This window comes from Pseudomonas sp. GL_117 (genome assembly GCF_057835125.1).
In genome coordinates this window covers 2,357,059-2,375,140 of record NZ_CM174418.1, presented here as the reverse complement: position 1 = coordinate 2,375,140, position 18,082 = coordinate 2,357,059, and the positions used below count along the sequence as shown (strand labels likewise).

Sequence of the window (18,082 nt, the reverse complement as noted above, 5' to 3'; positions counted from 1 at the left end):
CAGAGCCTCCCCGTCGTTATGGATCACCAGCCGCCCAAGCCGCGCAAGAGCATGCATGCCCAGATCGTTCAGGACTTGGGCATGCACATCGTTTCCGGGCGCTTCAAGCCCGAAGAAAAGCTGCCCCTGGAGGCCACGCTCTGCGAGGAGTACAAGGTCAGCCGCTCGGTGTTGCGCGAGGCGACGCGGGTGCTCAGCGCCAAGGGCCTGGTGTATTCCAAGCCACGGGTCGGCGCGGTGGTACGGCCACGCTTGAAATGGCACCTGCTCGACCCGGACGTGCTGTCCTGGTTGATGCAGTCCACGCCCCACAGCGAATTCTTCAACACCCTGGCCGGTGTGCGGCGCATCCTCGAACCGGAAATCGCCGCCATGGCCGCGACCACGGCTACCGATGAAGACATCGCCACCATCGAAAAAGCCTACCTGGGCATGGAAACCGCGAAGACCCACGAAGAGCTGCTACAGGCCGACCTGGACTTCCACCGCGCCATCGCCGACGCCACGCGCAACGACCTGCTGGCCTACATGTGCAACATGCTGTCGTTGCCGCTGCGCGAATCGATCAACATCACCAACCGCCGCCCCGACATCCAGGGCCTGAGCCTGCCCCGGCACAAGGCGATCCTCACCGCGATCCAGAACCGCGACGCACTGGGTGCGCGGCATGCCTCTCTGGTGCAACTGGACGACACACGCGTAGCGCTGGACACCGTCATGAACGTCCTCACCCCCCTGTAGTGAGCGGGCTTGCCCGCGCTGGGTGGCGAAGCCGCCCCAAACGGTGCGCCGCGGTGTTTCAGAAAAACCGGGGGGGCTGGATTTGGGGCGGCTTCGCCACCCAGCGCGGGGCAAGCCCGCTCACTACGGGGTTTGGTGCAAGCGGTAGGTGTTGAGGACGGTGTCGGCGCCGTAATCCTGCTTGCTCCAGATCACCCGGTCGCTTTTCCCCTCAAACCCGCGCTCGCCCATGTAGCCGTCCAACGCCAGGCGTTTCCAGGACTGGCCCCAGTCCTGGGAATAGAACACCGCGTCGGCCGAGATGTTCGCCTCACCCCACCAATACAGCCAACGCGGCGGACGGTGGCCGCTGTAGGTGTTGACCAGCAGGCTGTTACGTCCTACCCACAGCCCGAACGCCTGGGTCTTGGCGGGCAGTGGGGAGAACACGTTGGGTAGCTCGCCCAGGGGTTTCCAGGCCAGGCTGCCCGTGTCCAGCTCGGCGACCAGCGTGCGACCGCCGGAGCCCTGGTCGATCAGCCCGATCACACGACCGGCGCCGTTGTCGGCCAGTTCGGAGATATACAGGCCGTTGTCCCGCTGCAGGTTCTCCACTTGCCACTGCCCAGCCACGCGTTGCACCTGTACACGAGTGGTGACGCTGAACGCCAGGTTATCGCTCTTGCCATCGGGATGGCTGGCCCAATAACGCTGGGACACCCAGATAAACGCACGCTGCGGGCTGACTTGCAGGACATGGGTGAGTTGGTCGACCGAGTCGCGCCACTCCTGGATGTCCGGGTGCTGGCTGCGCACGTAGTCGGCGGTCACTGCCAGCGGCTCTGTCACCGTGATCGGCGTGCTGTGGGCACCGCCATCGTCGGAGTAAAACACCCCGGACAGCGGCTCGATGTCGTCGGCCCAGCGCCAGGCCCAGACCTCGTCCTTGCCGTAGAAGTACGGCGTGATCGTGGTGGCCGCACCGCTCACGTCAGGGAAAAACCCGTCGCGCAGCCACGCCCAGCTTTTGCCCTGGTCATCGCTGCGAAACACCACGTTCTGGGCGCCCCCATCGTCGGCCCGATAAATGTCCGTCAACAGCACAACCCTTGCACCGTCTGCACTCGTCACCAGGCACGCCGTGCCACTGACCTGCGCTACCGGCTTGAACACGCCGTCGGCATCCAGGCGCGCGATAACGCTGGTTTGGGACGTGTCCCGTGGTTTGCCGGCAACCAACCCATTCAGGTCGATGCGCTCGGCCGACGGCGCCAGCTGTTCATATTCATTTTCCACGCGCCCCACCAGCCACGTGCCCTGGGCGGTCACCACCACCCCGGTGCAGTCCTTGGCGACCGCGCGTGGCCGCACGCCGGGCAAGGTGCCGAGGGTCTGTTGAGCGGGGCTGGCGCCGCCGATTTGCTGGGTGGCGCTGATGAGAATCCAGCAGTACCAGAGCGCCAGGACGACCACCAGCGTGAAAAGCACACGGGCTATCAGGGTTGAACGAGGCATGAGATGTCCATATCCGGGAAAATGGACATGCTTTTCTCATCAAATGGGGGTGGACGTAAATGCTTATCGGCGGGGATTTGTCAGGGGTGTGACGCGGCTTGCAATTGGCTGCAAGCCGCGCGGGGTTTTACAGGGTGTAGGCAATGCCGACCTGGACGGTGCGGGGGGCACCGGGGTAGGCGTAGATATTACCGAACGCACCTTCCTCAAACTCGCGATTGAACAGGTTTTTCACGTCGAGGTTCAGGCGTACTTTGTCGTTGACCTTGTAGTAGCCAAGCAGGTCGACGACGGTGTAGGCATCCATGGCGAACGAGGTGTTTGCCGTCTGGCCTGCGCGCTCATCCACGTATTTGGCACCTGCACCCAGGCCAAGGCCCTTCAGCGTGCCGTCCTGGAACTCGTACACGTTGAGCAGGCTGAAGCTGTTGCGCGGGATGTTCATCAGGCGGGTGCCGGAGCGGAGCGTGGTGTCCTTGGTGACTTCGGCGTCTACATAGGCATAGCCGCCGATGACCCGCCATTGCGGCGTAAGGTTGCCCGCCACGTTGAGATCGAAACCACGGCTGCGCACCTGGCCTGCGGCAACGCTGAAGGCCGAATCCACCGGGTCGGTGGCGAGGACGTTTTTCTTCTCGATCTGATAGATCGCGGCATCGACGCTCAGCTGGCGATCCAGTGCTTCCCACTTCACGCCCATCTCATAGGACTTGCCCTTCTCCGGCTCGAACCCGCCACCGACGCGGGCCGCGCCGGTGTTTGGCTTGAACGAACGCGCAGCGTCGGCGTAGACCGCTACGGTGTCGGTGAGGTCGTAGGTCACACCCACGCGCGGAGTGACCGCGTTGTCCGCGGCGCTCCAGGGTTTGACACCGCTCACATAGCTTTCGTAGTCATGTTCGAAGCGCTCGAAACGCGCGCCGGCCAGCACTTTCAGGCGCTCGGTGAGCGCAACCTGGTCCTGCACGAATGCGGCGTAAGTCTTGAGGTTTTCCTTGTCATGGGTCGGTGTGCGGGTGAGCGGCGGACGTGCCTGGCCGTAGACCGGATCGAAGATGTCGATGGGGTAAGTGCCAGCCGCCGCACTGGAGCGCCGGATGATCGATTTGTAGTCGTAGTTTTCAAATTCGACACCGGTCAGCAAGGTGTGCTCGAAACCGCCTGCGGAGAAATGCCCGGTGAGGTTGAGCTGGGTGTCTTTGTCGGTCCATTCCAGCTTGCGGTAGTTGAAGTTGCGTTGCAGGGTGCGACCGTCGGCGTTCAGGCTGGCGGGACCGTTGGCCTCAATAGCATTGCCCTGCAACGTCCCATCCAACCACTGGAATCCACCGCCCAAGGTCCAGTTCTCATTCAGCAGATGCTCAAAGCGCAACTGCGCCATGCTGTTGTCGTTGTGCAGCTTGCCCACATCCTTGTCGCCCCAGAACGTATCGCGGGACGCGGTGCCTTTTTGATTGGCGAAGCGCGTCAGGCCACGGTCCAGCGGGTGGTTGTTGCGCATGAAGTCGCCTTCGAAGATCACCTTGGTGTCGTCGCTGGCCTGCCAGGTGATCACCGGCGTCACGCCGTAGCGCTCGGTTTCCACATGATCACGAAAGGTCTCGCCGCCCTCGCCCACCACGTTCAGGCGATAGGCCAGGCGGCCTTCGTCATCCAGCGGGCCGGAGGCGTCGAGGGTGCCGCGCTTCATGCCTTGGTCGTTCAGTTGGCTGCCCAGGGTCACGGTGCGCTCGGGCAGTGGTTGCTTGGACACCACGTTGAAGGTGCCGCCTGGGTCGCCACGGCCGTACAGCATAGTGGCCGGGCCGCGCAGTACTTCGAGGCGTTCGATGGTGTTGGCGTCCGGCATGTTCGGGTAGCCACGGTTGATCGGGAACCCGTTGCGGTAGAACTCGCCGGTGGTGAAACCGCGCACAGTGAAGGTAGTGAGGCCCTGGCCGCCGAAGTTGTTGGCACGGCCGACGCCGCCGGCGTAGTCCAGCGCGTCTTGCAGGCGGGTGGCGCCGATGTCTTCGACGGCATCCTTGGTCACTACGCTGATGGATTGCGGGGTTTCATGGATCGAGGTGTCGGTGCGCGTCGCACTGGCGGAACGTGTGGCGAGGTATCCCTTGACCGGGCCTTGGGCGGTCTCGTAGTCCGCGGTGCCGGTGATGGAGGTGGCTTGCAACTCCACGCTGGCTTTGTCGGTCGGGGCGACTTCTGCCCAGGTGAAGGGGGAAAACGCCTGAAGCACACAAATGGAAACCAGGGTACGACGCATGAATGATGAACCTAGTGAATGAGCCAAATGGAGCGGCATAGCTGCCAGATTTTCGCGGCGCGATGCTATACCAACCGCAGATCAATTGATATGCGTTCTCATTCACTATTTTTCGGGTAACCACTTTGTATCGGCTTGACGCGAAGCAACGGTGGGAGGGAGCAAGCCCCCTTCCACCGTTGGATTTTTTCCAGCCTTGGCGTTATCGCCAATCAGCGATAGCGCTCCAACCAATGCGCGTAAGGCGCCGGCAAGGTCCACGACGCCTTCTCCACGCCCAGTTCCTTGGCCGCAAAGTACGCCCAATGCGGATCAGCCAAATGGGCACGGCCGACCGAAACCAGGTCCAGATGCCCGGCCTGCAAGGCTTCTTCCGCCAGATGCGGCGTGCCAAACCCCCACGCCGAAGTCACCGGGATACCGGCTTCGCGGCGCACGCGCTCGGCAATCGGGCCCATGAATGCCGGGCCCCACGGGATATGGGTGTCCGGGATGGTAAAGCCGACGCTGACGCTCAACAGGTCCAGGCCACCGGCCTTGAAACGACGGGCCAGTTCGATGGATTCGGTGAGGGTCTGCTCGTCACGGCCGTCGTATTCGAGCACACCGAAACGCGCGGTCAGCGGCAGGTTTTCCGGCCAGACTTCGCGCACGGCGGCCAGGGTTTCCAGAAGGAAGCGGCTGCGGTTGTCAAAGCTGCCACCGTAGGCGTCGGTGCGCTGGTTGGAGTGTTCGGAGAAGAAACTCTGGCCCAGGTAGCCGTGGGCGAAGTGCAGCTCGATCCATTCAAAACCGGCGTCGCGGGCACGGCGGGCGGCGTCGACGAAGTCCTGGCGTACGCGGGCGATGTCGTCCAGGGTCATGGCGCGAGGCACTTGTGGCAGGTTGGCACCAAAGGCAATCGCCGACGGCGCGATGGTTTCCCATGCACGGGCGTCGGAAGCGGGCATATGGTCATCGCCTTCCCACGGGCGGTTGGCACTGGCCTTGCGCCCGGCGTGGCCGATCTGGATGCCCGGCACCGAGCCGGCAGCCTTGATCGCCTTGACCATCGGCACAAACGCGGCCGCATGGGCATCGCTCCAGATCCCCGCGCAACCCGGGGTGATACGGCCTTCCGGCGCCACGGCGGTGGCCTCGACCACCACCAGCCCTGCCCCACCACGGGCCATGCTGGCCAGGTGCACGTGGTGCCAGTCGTTGACGATGCCGTCATCGGCCATGTACTGGCACATCGGCGGGATGGCGATGCGGTTGCGCAGGGTGACGTCTTTGAGTTTGAACGGTTCGAACAAGGCGGCCATGGGACGACTCCAGCAAGGGGGTGGTTGATTCGATAGTTCGATGGTAATCGAACTATAGTATTCAGCGATAGCCCCCTGTTATGATTCATTTCATGCGAGCCTTCAAACACCCCCTTGTCCAAGACCTCACCCTCGAACGCGTGCTCTACGCGCTGAGCGACCCGGTGCGCCTGGACATCGTGCGTTGCCTGGCCGGTGTTGCCGAAGCCAGCTGTGGCGAACTGGATGGCGGGCGGCCCAAGTCGAGCATGTCCCACCACTTTCGTGTGTTGCGCGATGCCGGGCTGGTGCAGACGCGCAGTGTGGGGACCACGCACATGAACTCATTGCGCGGCGATGAGCTGGAAACCCGCTTCCCGGGCTTGCTCGCCAGCATCCTCGCCCAGCAATAAGAAACGTTTCAGCAGCGAACCTTTCCCCCCTACCCCGCGTCCGAGCTAAGGCACTGTTGCCCACCGCTCGTCGCGAGGTCGTCGTTTGAAAGCCGCCATCATCAAGAAATACCGCCTGATCATCAAAACCATGGGCTACGTCGGTTGGGCCCTGTTCTGGCTGTTGCTGTGGGACGTCGCCGTCACCGTGGACTTCATGCTGTTCCTCACCTACAAGATCAACCTGCCGCTGATGCCCCTGACCCTGCTTGGCTCGGCGCTGGTGGTGCTGATCAGTTTTCGCAACAGCAGCGCCTATAACCGTTGGTGGGAGGCGCGCACGCTGTGGGGGGCGATGGTCAACAATTCGCGCAGCTTTGCGCGCCAGGTGCTGACGCTGCTGGATGACGCGGACGACGAAGTGAACCCGGTCAAGGCCACCCTGCTGCGTCGGCATGTGGCCTATGTGAATTGCCTGGCCGCGCACCTCAAGGGCCAGCCGTGCCCTGACGAGGTCCGTGCGTTTATCCCCGCCGATGAGTTTGCCCGCAGCGGCGCCACCAATAATTTTGCCAACGACATCCTTACCGGTTCGGCGACGTTGCTCGCCAGGGAGTACAAGGCCGGCCACCTCGACAGCATCCGCCTGGCGCGGCTGGAATCGACCCTGGTGGACCTGTCCAACGCCCAGGGCGGCATGGAGCGCATCGCCAACACCCCACTGCCCTACCCCTACGTATACTTCCCGCGCCTATTCATCTCACTGTTCTGCCTGATCGTGCCGGTGGGCCTGGTGGAATCCCTCGGCTGGTTCACTCCGCTGGCCTCCACGGTGGTGGGCTTCATGCTGCTGGCCATCGAGCGTATCGGCACCGACCTGCAAAGCCCGTTCTACTCCAGCGAACACCAGATCCAGATGGACACCATCTGCGAAACCATTGAAAAAAACCTGCAATCGATGCAGCGCGATGCACTGGGTGGCGAGCGTATCGGCTAAACGCTGCCCGACGCCTAAAGTGCGTGCCCTGCTGGTCGATATATGGGGGGTACGCATGGGCAATCCCCCCTAAAAACAACACATGCGACGCTCTTCGCTGCTTTTCTCCGCCTTGCCAACTCTAATAAGTACCCTGCGGGAGATGTCATGAATATCAAACACAAGCTGACCTGGGCGTTTGCGACCATCGCATGCGTGCCGGTGATCCTGGTGGCCGTGCTGGTGGTACTGAACCTGCGGGATGCGGCCGTGGCCAACTTCCTCGACAGCAGTAGCCGCGAGATCCGCCAGATCGACAATGGCATGAAGCAATTCTTCGACGGCATCAGCCAGAACGTTGAATATGTGGCCAAGGACCCGCGCGTTGTCGCAGCCAAAGACCTCAAGAGCTACGCCGGTGCCGACGCCGCGCAAATCCCCCTGACCCAAACGAATAAAGAGCTGCTGGCGATCTTCGACCAGTTCGCCAAAAGCCACCCCAGCACCGCCTACCTGTCCCTCGGCCTCGCCGACGGCGGTTACGCCAGCTACCCCGACGACACCAAGCTGAACAACTACGACCCACGCGTGCGCCCTTGGTATAAAGCCGCCATCGCCGCACCGGGCACTACCGTGCGTACCGGGGCGTACTACTGGGCGCCGGACGATGTGGTGCTGATCGGCACCGTGCACACCGTTGCCGACGCCACCGGCAACATCCTCGGCGTGGTTGGCCTGGACGTGTCGCTCAAGCAACTCACCGAACTGGTGCGCAACATCAAACTGGGCGACAGCGGTTACCTGATGCTGGTGGAAGGCAACGGCAACGTGCTGGTAGACCCCAGCGATGCCAAGCACAACTTCAAGCCCTTGGCCGACCTCGGCCCGCAATACGCCGAACTGGCCAAGCGCACTGACGGCGCGACCCAGATCGAGATCGACGGCGTGCCTTACATGGTCAACGTGGTCAGCTCCAAAGACCTGGGCTGGCGCTTCATCGGCCTGATCAAGCGCGACGAGGTGATGGCCGGCGCCTCCAGCCTGACCTGGCTGATCGCCGCCATCGCCGCCGCGCTGGCCGTGGTGTTCGCCCTCGTCGGTGCGAGTTTCGCCAGCATGATCGTGCGACCGATCCGCGGCGTGGCCGATGGCCTGCAGGAAATCGCCGAAGGTGAAGGCGACCTGACGCGCAAACTCAGCGTGCAAGGCAAGGACGAAACCGCGACCCTGGCCGGCTGGTTCAACCAGTTCCTCGGCGCGATTGCGCAGTTGGTGCAGCGTATCGGCAGTGCGTCCAACGACCTGCAAAGCGCCGCCGCCGACACCAGCGACGTCGCCAACAACATGAACCAGGCCGCCGGCCGCCAGCGCGAAGCCGTGGAACTGGTCAGCACCGCGTTCAACGAGATGGTCGCCACTTCCAACGAAGTCGCACGCTCGTGCAGCGCCGCCGCCACCAGTGCCGATGAGGGCTACCGCGACGTACACAACGGCCAGCAACACATCGGCGAAGCCACCGGCAGCGTACTCAAGCTCAGCGAAGACCTGCAAAAGTCGACCCAGACCATGCAGTTGCTGGAGCAGGACAGCCAGAACATCAACACCATCCTCGACACCATCCGTTCGATTGCCGAACAGACCAACCTGCTCGCGCTCAACGCCGCCATCGAAGCCGCGCGCGCCGGCGACCAAGGTCGCGGCTTTGCGGTAGTGGCCGACGAAGTGCGCGCCCTCGCCCGCCGCACCGCCGATTCCACCGGCGAGATCGACAGCCTGCTGGGCAACCTCGCCCGGCGCACCCAGGAAGTCACCTTGCAGATGCAGGGCAGCCTGCTGGTTTCGCAGACCAGCGTGGATCGCATCCAGCAGGCCCGCGACAGCTTTGACAAGATCCTGGGCTCGGTGGACTCGATCCGCGACCAGAACACCCAGATCGCTACCGCCGCCGAAGAACAGCACCAGGTGGCCGAAGAGATCAACCGGCACATCGCGCAGATCCATGCCGATGCGCAACTGGTTGAAGGCTTCGCCCACTCGGCGCAGGCCGGTTCAGGCCGGCTTACGGATATTTCGGGGCAGCTCAAGGGGTTGGTGGGCCGGTTCAAATACTAGATAACCTCAGCCTGGGTTCGCCTGCAGGGAGCAGGCGAACGCTGCGTGTATTCGCTACTATGTGCACCAGCCCCCAGACCGACCCGGAACGCCAATGCCCAACCCCAAGGACACTGCTGCCGACAGCAGCACCCCGATGATTCCCGAGCAGCGTCGCGAGCAAATCCTGCGGCAGTTGCGCAAGCATCAGGTGATGAGCGTGCACCAGCTGATGGAGATGTTCGACTGCTCGCACATGACCGTGCGCCGCGACATCGCGCTGCTGGAGCAGGAAGGCCGGGCCTATTCGGTCACCGGAGGGGTGCGTATCGCCAGCCAGTTGCACAGCGAGCCGAGCCATCAGTCCAAGGCCGTGGTGGAACTGCCGCAGAAACAGGCCATGGCGCGCCTGGCCGCACGGTTGCTGCACGCGGACATGACGGTGTACCTGGATGCGGGCACCAGCACCCTGGAGATCGTGCCCTATATCAAGGCGCTGTCGGGGATGACGGTGGTGACCAACGACTTCGGCATTGTGCAGGCCTTGATGGATGCGCAACAGGTGACCGTCATCCACACCGGCGGGCAGCTGGACCATGACAACCATTCTTCGGTCGGCGGGCTGGCGGTGGCGACCTTGCGTCAGGTGGTCACCGACATCGCGTTCATGTCTACCAGCTCCTGGGACCTGCACCGTGGCATCACCACCCCCTCGGCGCTGAAGGTCGAGGTCAAGCAAGTGGCCATGCAGTCGGCGGCGCAGGTGGTGCTGGTGGCAAGCAGTTCCAAGTACGGCACCTTCAGCATGTACCGGATTGCCGGGTTGGAACCGTTCGACGTGATCATCAGCGACGACGCCCTCGCCCCGGCGGCGGCGGACGGCATCCGCAAGCGCGGCATCGAGCTGATGCTGCCAACCCAACCGAACTGATGGTTGGGGCGGGGTTCGGTGCGGTTATTGAGCCGCCTTCCAGTCCCGCAACCATTGCAGGCCCGTCGAGGTGTCGCCCCTTGGCCGGTACTCGCAGCCGACCCAGCCGGTGTAGCCCAACTGGTCCATCAGGCCGAACAGGTAGCCGTAGTTCAACTCGCCCGAGTCCGGCTCATGGCGGTCCGGTACGCCGGCGATCTGGATATGGCCGATGCCGTTGAAATCACGACGCAGCTTGGTCGCCACATCCCCCTCGACAATCTGGCAGTGGTAGCAGTCGAACTGCACTTTGAGGTTGCTCGCCCCCACTTCACGGCAGATGGCCTGGGCCTGGTCCTGGCGGTTGAGGAAGAATCCCGGCATGTCGCGGGTGTTGATCGGCTCCAGCAACACCGTCACCCCGACCCGGGCCGCTGCGGCGCTGGCGTAGGCGAGGTTTTCCAGGTACACGGCGTGGTGGCGCTGGCGCAGGCTTTCCGACGGCAACAGGCCGGCCATCACGTGGATGCGGTCGTTGCCGAGCACGGCGGCGTATTCCAGCGCGCGGTCGAAGCCCAGGCGAAACTCGGCCTCGCGCCCCGGCAGCGTGGCGATGCCGCGCTCCCCCGCCGCCCAGTCACCCGGCGGTGCATTGAACAGGGCCTGGACCAAACCGTTGTCGCTCAGGCGCTGCTTGAGCTCGGCCGCGCTGTAGTCGTAGGGAAACAGGTATTCCACCGCATCAAACCCATCGGCTTTCGCCGCGGCGAACCGCTGGAGAAAGTCGTGTTGCGGATACAGCATGCTCAGGTTGGCAGCAAAGCGAGGCATGGAAACTCCTGGAAGTCAGACAAAAGGCCAGATCAGTAGGGTAATCAAGAACCCCAAGGTGCCGAGCAAGGTGGTGATCACCGTCCACGTGCGCAGACCGTCCGCCACGTTGAGCCCGGCGAGCTTGGTGAAGATCCAGTAGCCGGCGTCGTTGATGTGCGACATCGCCAGCCCGCCACCGCCCATGGCCAGGCACAGCAGCGCCAGGTGGTTGGGCGTGAGGTTGAGGGTGACGATCAGCGGGCTGATGATCCCGGCCGTGGTCACCAGCGCCACGGTCGTAGAACCCTGCACCGCACGCAGCAGCATGGTCAACAAAAAGCCCAGGGCCAGCACCGGCAAGCCGGTGGTACGCAGCATGTCGGAGACTACCGCGCCGATGCCGGTGTCCACCAGCACCTTGCCGAACACACCACCGGCACCGGCAATGAGGATCACCATGGCCACGCCCGGCAACGCCGAACCAATCACATCCGATACCTGGCTGCGGCTCCAGCCACGGCGCGAGCCCAATAGCCAGGCGCACAGCAAGGTGTCGATCAGCAGCGCGACCAGCGGCGCGCCGAGCACCGTCATCACTCCACGCAAGGTCGACTCGACCGGCAACAGCGAAGTCGCCAGGGTACCCAACAGGATCAACACAATCGGCAGCAGGATCAGGCTGACAATCAAGCCAAAACCCGGTGCAGGCGCCGCCGGCAGCTTGGCGGCGATGGCGCTGGTGGATTCTTCCAGGCCCATGTGAGACTCGGCCACGGCCGCTTGTTGTACGGCCTGCTGGCCACCATTGTTCCAGGCCTGCAAGTCGGCGTTGGTCACGTGCGGGCCGTAGACTTCGGCGCGGATGTCGTCGGTCATCGGGTAGAAGCGGCGGGTCATGCGCCCCGCCACGCGATAGCCGATGTAGCACAGCAATGCGGTCATCGGCAGGCCGAACATCAGCACCCGCCCCAGGTCCGCCCCCAGTTGGCTGGCGGCCGCCACGGCACCCGGATGGGGCGGCAGGAACGCATGCACGGTCAGCAATGCCGCACACATCGGCAGCGCAAAAATCAGCAGCGGTTTGCGTGCGCGGCGAGCCACGCCATAGGCCAGCGGCATCAGGATGATCACCCCGACTTCAAAGAACACCGGCACGCCGATGATGAACCCGGCAATGGTCAGCGCCAGCGGCGTGCGGCTGTTGCCGAAGCGCTCGATCAGCGATTTGGCCAGGGCCTCGGCGCCGCCGGAGAGTTCGATGATGCGCCCGATCATCGCGCCCAGGGCAATGATGATTGCGATATGGCCAAGGGTCTTGCCCATGCCGCCTTCGATGGTCGCGACCAGGTCGGCGGGTTTCACCCCGGCGACCAGGGCCACCACGATACTCACCAGCATCAGCGCGACAAACGGCTGGAATTTGTACTTGAGGACCAGAAACAGCAGCAGCGCGATACCCGCACCGGCGGTCAACATCAAAATCAGTGGGCTCATTCGAAAATGTCCTGTTGTTATTGTTTTTTACGCAAGCCGGGGCCGTCGAGTCCCTGACCAGGGCCTCGGGGCAACGCGTGCAATGTTGGGGTTACCAGTGTGCGCCGAACGTCTCGCGCAGTTCATCCAGTGCAGCCTGGTCCAGCGGCGCGGGCCTTGGGTTGCTCATCAACCAGAGCCGCGCGGTTTCTTCCAGTTCTTCCAGGGCGTAGCTGGCCTTGGCCACCGAGCTTTCCCAGACCACCGGCCCGAGGCGTTCGAGCATCACGCCGCGCACGCTGTTGGCCAGTTGTGCAACTTGCTCGGCAACCATTGGGGAGCCGGGGCGCTGGTAGCCGATCAAGGGAATGTGCCCGACCTTCATCACCTGATACGGCGTGAGCGGCGGCAAGATGTCGTCCGCGCGCCACACCCCGGCCAGGGTCAGCGCCACCAGATGGGTCGAATGGGTATGCACCACACCGCCCACCGAAGGGTTGCGGTCGTACACCTGGCGATGCAGGGCCAGGGTCTTGGACGGCTTTTCACCGCTGACCCACTCGCCTTTCAGGTTGACCTTGGCGATGGCGGCCGGGGTCAGGCGCCCGAGGCAGATATCCGTCGGCGTAATCAGCCAGCCATCGTCGAGGCGCGCGCTGATATTGCCGGCACTGCCCACGGTGTAGCCGCGCTGATAAAGGCTGCGGCCGACCTCGCAGATTTCGTCGCGCTGGGCCTGTTCGTCGATGCCGCTCATTGCGCACCTCCGGCCAGTTGCGCGAGGGCCTTGGCGAAGAAATCGCGGCCGCCGAAGTTGCCCGATTTCAACGCCAGCGCCAACGGCTCGGCACCACCGCTGAGGGTAGCCGGCACGCCCGGATCGATCTGCGCGCCGATCTGCAACAGGTTGACGCCCAGCGCCTTGACCACCGCGCCGGAGGTTTCGCCGCCGGCGATCACGAAGCGCCGCACGCCACTTGCGCGCAGGCCGCTGGCGATCTCGCCCAGCGCGTCCTCCACCAGGGCCCCGGCGCGTTCGACGCCCAATTGTTGTTGCACTGCCTTGACCTCGGCCGGGGTGCTGGTGGCGTAGATCAACACGGTGTGCGCGCTGTCGCGGGCAAACGCCAGGGCCTGGGCCACCACCGGTTCACCGGCCGCCAGGGCCAACGGATCAATGCGCAACGCCGGGCGCCCGGCTTCTTGCCAGGCTGCCACCTGGCCCAGGGTCGCTACCGATGCACTGCCCGCCAACACCACTTCGCCGCCGCTGACCGAGGGCAACGTGGCGACATCGAAGTCACGCAATTTGCCGGCGCGGCGGAAATTGTCCGGCAGGCCCAATGCCAGGCCCGAGCCGCCGGTCAGCAACGGCAAGTCCGCGCAGGCACTGCCCAGGGTGTAGAGGTCGCGGTCCGACAGCGCATCGGCGATGGCGATGCCCACGCCTTGCGCACGCAGTTCGGCGATCTTGGCGCGGGTCGCCTCGACCCCGGCGCCAATCGCGTCGTAACGCAGCAGGCCGACCGGCAGCTGGGTCTGGCTTTGCAGCACACGTACCAGATTGGCGTCGCCCATCGGCGTCAACGGATGATGCTGCATGCCGGATTCGCTGAGCAGTTGGTCCTGCACAAACAAGTGGCCACGGAAAATCGTCCGACCGTTTTCCGGAAACGCCGGGCACGCCAGGGTGAAGTCGCTGCCCAGGGCCTTGAGCAAGGCTTCGCTGACCTGGCCGATATTGCCCGCGGCGGTGGAATCGAAGGTGGAACAGTACTTGAAGAAAATCTGCTCGCAGCCCTGTGCGCGCAGCCAGTCCAGTGCGGCCAGGGATTCAGCAACCGCCTCGGCTGCCGGGGTGGTGCGCGACTTGAGGGCGATGACAATTGCATCCGCATCCAGCCCGGCCGCGACTTCGCGACTGGGGATGCCGATACTCTGCACCGTGCGCATGCCACCGCGCACGAGCATGTTGGCAAGGTCGGTGGCGCCGGTGAAATCGTCGGCGATGCAGCCCAGCAATGGGCGCGCGTTGGCAGTCGTCATGACGCGTTCCTTAAACAGAGTCGGGCTTGGCGGTCGGCAGATCGATACCGGGGAAAATCTTGATCACCGCCGAGTCGTCCTCGCGGCCGAAACCGGCACTGGAGGCCTGCATGAACATCTGATGTGCGGTGGCCGACAGCGGCAGCGGGAATTTGCTCGCACGGGCGGTATCCAGCACCAGGCCAAGGTCCTTGACGAAAATATCCACCGCCGACAGCGGCGTGTAGTCCGCCTTCAGAATGTGCGGCACGCGGTTTTCGAACATCCACGAGTTGCCGGCGCTGTGGGTGATGACTTCGTACAAGGCATCGGCGTCGACGCCTTCGCGCAGGCCCAGGGCCATGGCTTCGGCAGACGCAGCGATGTGCACGCCGGCGAGCAACTGGTTGATGATTTTGACTTTGGAGCCAAGGCCATGGACATCGCCCAGGCGATAGACCTTGCCCGCCATGCCGGCCAGCACGGCCTCAGCCTTGGCGTAAGCAGCGTGCGGGCCGGAGGTCATCATGGTCATTTCACCGGCGGCAGCCTTGGCCGCACCGCCGGAGATCGGTGCATCGAGGTACAGCAGGCCCTGCTCCGCCAGGCGCTGGCCGAGGTCAACCGCATAGGTCGGCGCCACGGTGGCGCAGCCGATCAGCAGGCTGCCAGGACGCAGTGCCGCCACCGCCCCGCCTTCACCGAACAACACAGTTTCGGTCTGCTCGGCGTTAACCACCACCGTGATGATCACATCGCAGGCTTCGGCCATCTGCGCCGCAGACGTGCAGGCCACCCCGCCTTCGCCTGCGAACTGCCGGGTGACGGCGTCACGCACGTCACAGGCATGCACATTGAAGCCGGCGCGCAGCAGCGAGCGGGCAATGCCCAGGCCCATCGCGCCCAGACCGACAACACCAACATTCTTATTATTCATGGGGTACTCCAGGGGAAAACGGCGGCTGAGGCCACACCGGCGAGCCGCGTTGGAATTGCTATCGATCATCCACCAATGAACAGATTATGTGAAGTATTTTTTCAATCTAACATTTTTTAACATCGTGTCTTTTCCGGCAAAGCGCCGCGCTCCCTGCTTGAATCATCACATCCTCTGCTACTTACGTCTTATCGCAAGAATGTACTAACCAGTTACTTATCTTGCTAACATTCTCTCTTTGCCATTCACCTTGAGTGCTGTCGACATGAAACAAGCATCACGCGCCACGGGCGCCTCTAGATTTCTCCTGCTGGGATTGGGCGTCATCATCGCCCTGCTCGGCGTGGCGCTGGCCGTTGGCGGCGCCAGGCTGGTCAGCCTTGGAGGTTCCTGGTATTTCCTGATCGGCGGCCTGGCCATGGCGGTCTCCGGGCTGCTGATTGCGCGGCAGAAACCAGCCGGCGCGTGGCTGTTCGCCGCGTTCCTGGTCGGCACGGCGATCTGGGCCGTGGCGGATGTGGGGCTGGTGTTCTGGCCGCTGTTCTCGCGGCTGTTCATGTTCGCGGCCATCGGCATGGTGGTGGCACTGGTTTACCCGCTGCTGGCCGGCAAGCCGGCGCGTGGCGCGTATGGCGTCGCCGCCGTGTTGGCGGTCGGCGTGGCGGTGGCGGCGGGCAATATGTTTGTCGCCCACCCCAGCGTCGCGCCGACGGGTGCCGGTCCGGGCATCACCCCGGTGGCGGCGGCCGATGCGCAGAAAGATTGGGCGCACTACGGCAACACCGAAGGCGGCAGCCGTTTCGCCGCGCTGGACCAGATCAACCGTGACACCGTGAACAAACTCAAAGTGGCGTGGACCTACCACACAGGTGACGTCGCCCTCAGCGACGGCAACGGCGCCGAAGACCAACTGACGCCCTTGCAGATCGGCAACAAAGTCTTCATCTGCACCCCCCACAACAACCTGATCGCCCTCGACGCCGACACCGGCAAAGAGCTGTGGAAGAACGACGTCAACGCCAAGTCGGCGGTGTGGCAGCGTTGCCGTGGCATGGCCTACTTCGACGCCACCGCGCCGATTGCCCAGCCGACCCAACCAAACAGCTCGCCGATCATTGCTGCCAGTGTCGCCGCCGGTGCGCAGTGCCAGCGTCGCCTGCTGACCAACACCATCGATGCGCGCCTGATCGCCGTGGACGCCGACACCGGCAAGTTCTGCGAAGACTTCGGCAACCACGGCCAAGTGGATCTGAAAGCCGGCCTGGGCAACGTGCCGGACAGCTACTACCAACTGTCCTCGGCGCCATTGATCGCTGGCACCACCGTGGTGGTTGGCGGGCGCGTGGCGGACAACGTCCAGACCGACATGCCCGGCGGCGTGATCCGTGGCTTCGACGTGATCACCGGGCAAATGCGCTGGGCCTTCGACCCCGGCAACCCACAGGACAAACAAGCCCCGGCCGAGGGCAGCACCTACGTGCGCAGCACGCCAAACAGCTGGGCGCCGATGTCCTATGACCCGCTGATGAACACCCTGTTCTTGCCGATGGGCAGCTCGTCCACCGACATCTACGGGGTTGAACGCACGCAGCTGAACCACAAATACGGCGCGTCGGTCCTCGCGCTGGACGCCTCCACCGGCGCCGAAAAGTGGGTGTACCAGACCGTCCACAATGACCTGTGGGACTTCGACCTGCCGATGCAGCCAAGCCTGATCGACTTCACTGCACCCGGCACCGACAAAGCCGTGCCTGCAGTCGTGATAGGCACCAAGGCCGGGCAGATCTACGTGCTCGACCGCGCCACCGGCAAGCCGCTGACCGAGGTTAAGGAAGTACCGGTCAAGGCCGCCAACATCCCCAACGAACCCTACTCGCTGACCCAGCCTAAATCTGTGGGTATGCCACAGATCGGCGCGCAAACCCTGACCGAGTCGGACATGTGGGGTGCCACCCCGTTCGACCAACTGCTGTGCCGCATCGACTTCAAGGGCATGCGCTACGACGGCCTGTACACCGCGCCGGGCACCGATAAATCCCTGAGTTTCCCGGGCTCCCTGGGCGGCATGAACTGGGGCAGCATTTCCACCGACCCAGTGCACGGTTTTATCTTCGTCAATGACATGCGCCTGGGCCTGTGGATCCAGATGATACCGTCGCAGAACAAGGCCCAGGCCGCGTCCGGCGGCGAAGCGCTGAACACCGGCATGGGCGCCGTGCCCCTCAAGGGCACGCCGTATGCCGTGAACAAAAACCGCTTCCTGTCGGTGGCCGGTATTCCGTGCCAGGCGCCGCCATTCGGCACCTTGACCGCGATCGACATGAAGACCCAGAAAGTCGCGTGGCAAGTGCCGGTGGGCACCGTTGAAGACACCGGCCCCCTGGGCATCCGCATGCACTTGCCGATCAAGATCGGCCTGCCGACCCTCGGCGGCACGCTGTCGACCCAAGGCGGCCTGATCTTTATCGCCGGCACCCAGGACTTCTACCTGCGCGCCTTCAACAGCGCCAACGGTGATGAAATCTGGAAAGCCCGCCTACCCGTCGGCAGCCAAGGCGGCCCGATGACCTACGTCTCGCCGAAAACCGGCAAGCAATACGTGGTGATCACCGCCGGCGGTGCACGCCAGTCCACTGACCGTGGCGACTACGTGATCGCCTACGCCCTGCCTTAACCCCTCGATC

Annotated in this window: 13 protein-coding genes and 2 pseudogenes; 7 read left to right on the top strand and 8 right to left on the bottom strand. The window is 63.8% G+C overall.

The genetic code is table 11. From position 1 onward, the window contains the following. Positions 1–18: 18 nt before the first annotated feature. Entirely contained in the window at positions 19–741 is a 723-nt protein-coding gene (locus AC3ISR_RS10805) for a FadR/GntR family transcriptional regulator (RefSeq protein WP_017739605.1), read from the top strand. Positions 742–864: 123 nt separating this feature from the next. Here the strand turns inward: AC3ISR_RS10805 and AC3ISR_RS10800 are convergent, their stop codons facing one another. From AC3ISR_RS10800 to AC3ISR_RS10790, 3 genes are all read right to left on the bottom strand, one after another. Next, on the bottom strand, positions 865–2,235 hold the full coding sequence (locus tag AC3ISR_RS10800; RefSeq protein ID WP_489324735.1) for a hypothetical protein: 1,371 nt from the start codon (positions 2,233–2,235) through the stop codon (positions 865–867). A 127-nt stretch (positions 2,236–2,362) separates the two neighbouring features. Continuing rightward, positions 2,363–4,498: a TonB-dependent siderophore receptor gene (locus AC3ISR_RS10795; protein WP_463984883.1), complete on the bottom strand. Its 2,136-nt coding sequence runs from the start codon at positions 4,496–4,498 to the stop codon at positions 2,363–2,365. Positions 4,499–4,710: 212 nt separating this feature from the next. Continuing rightward, the gene (locus AC3ISR_RS10790; protein ID WP_192300898.1) at positions 4,711–5,802 is read right to left on the bottom strand and encodes an NADH:flavin oxidoreductase/NADH oxidase; all 1,092 of its coding nucleotides are present in this window, start codon (positions 5,800–5,802) and stop codon (positions 4,711–4,713) included. Between the two features lie 92 nt (positions 5,803–5,894). Here AC3ISR_RS10790 and AC3ISR_RS10785 point away from each other — a divergent pair, with 92 nt between their 5' ends. From AC3ISR_RS10785 to AC3ISR_RS10765, 5 genes and pseudogenes are all read left to right on the top strand, one after another. Further along, positions 5,895–6,194 carry an ArsR/SmtB family transcription factor gene (locus tag AC3ISR_RS10785; protein WP_463984882.1) on the top strand — a complete coding sequence of 100 codons (300 nt, stop codon included), beginning with the start codon at positions 5,895–5,897 and terminating at the stop codon, positions 6,192–6,194. Positions 6,195–6,279: 85 nt separating this feature from the next. Then, complete coding sequence (locus AC3ISR_RS10780; protein ID WP_192300896.1) at positions 6,280–7,170, top strand: bestrophin family protein; 891 nt, start codon at positions 6,280–6,282, stop codon at positions 7,168–7,170. Positions 7,171–7,212: 42 nt separating this feature from the next. Then, positions 7,213–8,400, top strand: a pseudogene (locus AC3ISR_RS10775) (HAMP domain-containing protein); the annotation flags it as partial. A 345-nt stretch (positions 8,401–8,745) separates the two neighbouring features. Continuing rightward, positions 8,746–9,261: pseudogene (locus AC3ISR_RS10770) on the top strand (methyl-accepting chemotaxis protein); the annotation flags it as partial. A 94-nt stretch (positions 9,262–9,355) separates the two neighbouring features. After that, positions 9,356–10,171: a DeoR/GlpR family DNA-binding transcription regulator gene (locus AC3ISR_RS10765; RefSeq protein ID WP_192300894.1), complete on the top strand. Its 816-nt coding sequence runs from the start codon at positions 9,356–9,358 to the stop codon at positions 10,169–10,171. Between the two features lie 24 nt (positions 10,172–10,195). Here the strand turns inward: AC3ISR_RS10765 and otnI are convergent, their stop codons facing one another. From otnI to ltnD, 5 genes are all read right to left on the bottom strand, one after another. Next, the gene (otnI, locus tag AC3ISR_RS10760; RefSeq protein ID WP_463984881.1) at positions 10,196–10,981 is read right to left on the bottom strand and encodes a 2-oxo-tetronate isomerase; all 786 of its coding nucleotides are present in this window, start codon (positions 10,979–10,981) and stop codon (positions 10,196–10,198) included. Between the two features lie 15 nt (positions 10,982–10,996). Beyond that, on the bottom strand, positions 10,997–12,457 hold the full coding sequence (locus AC3ISR_RS10755) for a GntT/GntP/DsdX family permease (protein ID WP_192300892.1): 1,461 nt from the start codon (positions 12,455–12,457) through the stop codon (positions 10,997–10,999). A 91-nt stretch (positions 12,458–12,548) separates the two neighbouring features. Next, positions 12,549–13,193, bottom strand: a complete 645-nt coding sequence (gene otnC, locus AC3ISR_RS10750; protein WP_226455993.1) for a 3-oxo-tetronate 4-phosphate decarboxylase — start codon at positions 13,191–13,193, stop codon at positions 12,549–12,551. Further along, positions 13,190–14,482 (bottom strand): 3-oxo-tetronate kinase, encoded by a 1,293-nt coding sequence (otnK, locus tag AC3ISR_RS10745; protein ID WP_192300890.1) that lies wholly within the window; start codon positions 14,480–14,482, stop codon positions 13,190–13,192. Before otnK ends, otnC begins: the two co-directional genes overlap by 4 nt. 10 nt (positions 14,483–14,492) lie before the next feature. Further along, complete coding sequence (gene ltnD, locus AC3ISR_RS10740; RefSeq protein ID WP_225595722.1) at positions 14,493–15,467, bottom strand: L-threonate dehydrogenase; 975 nt, start codon at positions 15,465–15,467, stop codon at positions 14,493–14,495. 196 nt (positions 15,468–15,663) lie between these two features. On the opposite strand from ltnD, the gene AC3ISR_RS10735 reads away from it, so the two are divergent. Beyond that, positions 15,664–18,072 carry a glucose/quinate/shikimate family membrane-bound PQQ-dependent dehydrogenase gene (locus tag AC3ISR_RS10735; protein WP_463984880.1) on the top strand — a complete coding sequence of 803 codons (2,409 nt, stop codon included), beginning with the start codon at positions 15,664–15,666 and terminating at the stop codon, positions 18,070–18,072. Positions 18,073–18,082: the final 10 nt, after the last annotated feature.

Coding starts and splice junctions, on each gene's coding strand:
- AC3ISR_RS10805 (WP_017739605.1), top strand. CDS start 19: ATGGATCACCAGCCGCCCAAGCCGCGCAAGAGCATGCATGCCCAGATC.
- AC3ISR_RS10800 (WP_489324735.1), bottom strand. CDS start 2,235: ATGCCTCGTTCAACCCTGATAGCCCGTGTGCTTTTCACGCTGGTGGTC.
- AC3ISR_RS10795 (WP_463984883.1), bottom strand. CDS start 4,498: ATGCGTCGTACCCTGGTTTCCATTTGTGTGCTTCAGGCGTTTTCCCCC.
- AC3ISR_RS10790 (WP_192300898.1), bottom strand. CDS start 5,802: ATGGCCGCCTTGTTCGAACCGTTCAAACTCAAAGACGTCACCCTGCGC.
- AC3ISR_RS10785 (WP_463984882.1), top strand. CDS start 5,895: ATGCGAGCCTTCAAACACCCCCTTGTCCAAGACCTCACCCTCGAACGC.
- AC3ISR_RS10765 (WP_192300894.1), top strand. CDS start 9,356: ATGCCCAACCCCAAGGACACTGCTGCCGACAGCAGCACCCCGATGATT.
- otnI (WP_463984881.1), bottom strand. CDS start 10,981: ATGCCTCGCTTTGCTGCCAACCTGAGCATGCTGTATCCGCAACACGAC.
- AC3ISR_RS10755 (WP_192300892.1), bottom strand. CDS start 12,457: ATGAGCCCACTGATTTTGATGTTGACCGCCGGTGCGGGTATCGCGCTG.
- otnC (WP_226455993.1), bottom strand. CDS start 13,193: ATGAGCGGCATCGACGAACAGGCCCAGCGCGACGAAATCTGCGAGGTC.
- otnK (WP_192300890.1), bottom strand. CDS start 14,482: ATGACGACTGCCAACGCGCGCCCATTGCTGGGCTGCATCGCCGACGAT.
- ltnD (WP_225595722.1), bottom strand. CDS start 15,467: ATGATCGATAGCAATTCCAACGCGGCTCGCCGGTGTGGCCTCAGCCGC.
- AC3ISR_RS10735 (WP_463984880.1), top strand. CDS start 15,664: ATGAAACAAGCATCACGCGCCACGGGCGCCTCTAGATTTCTCCTGCTG.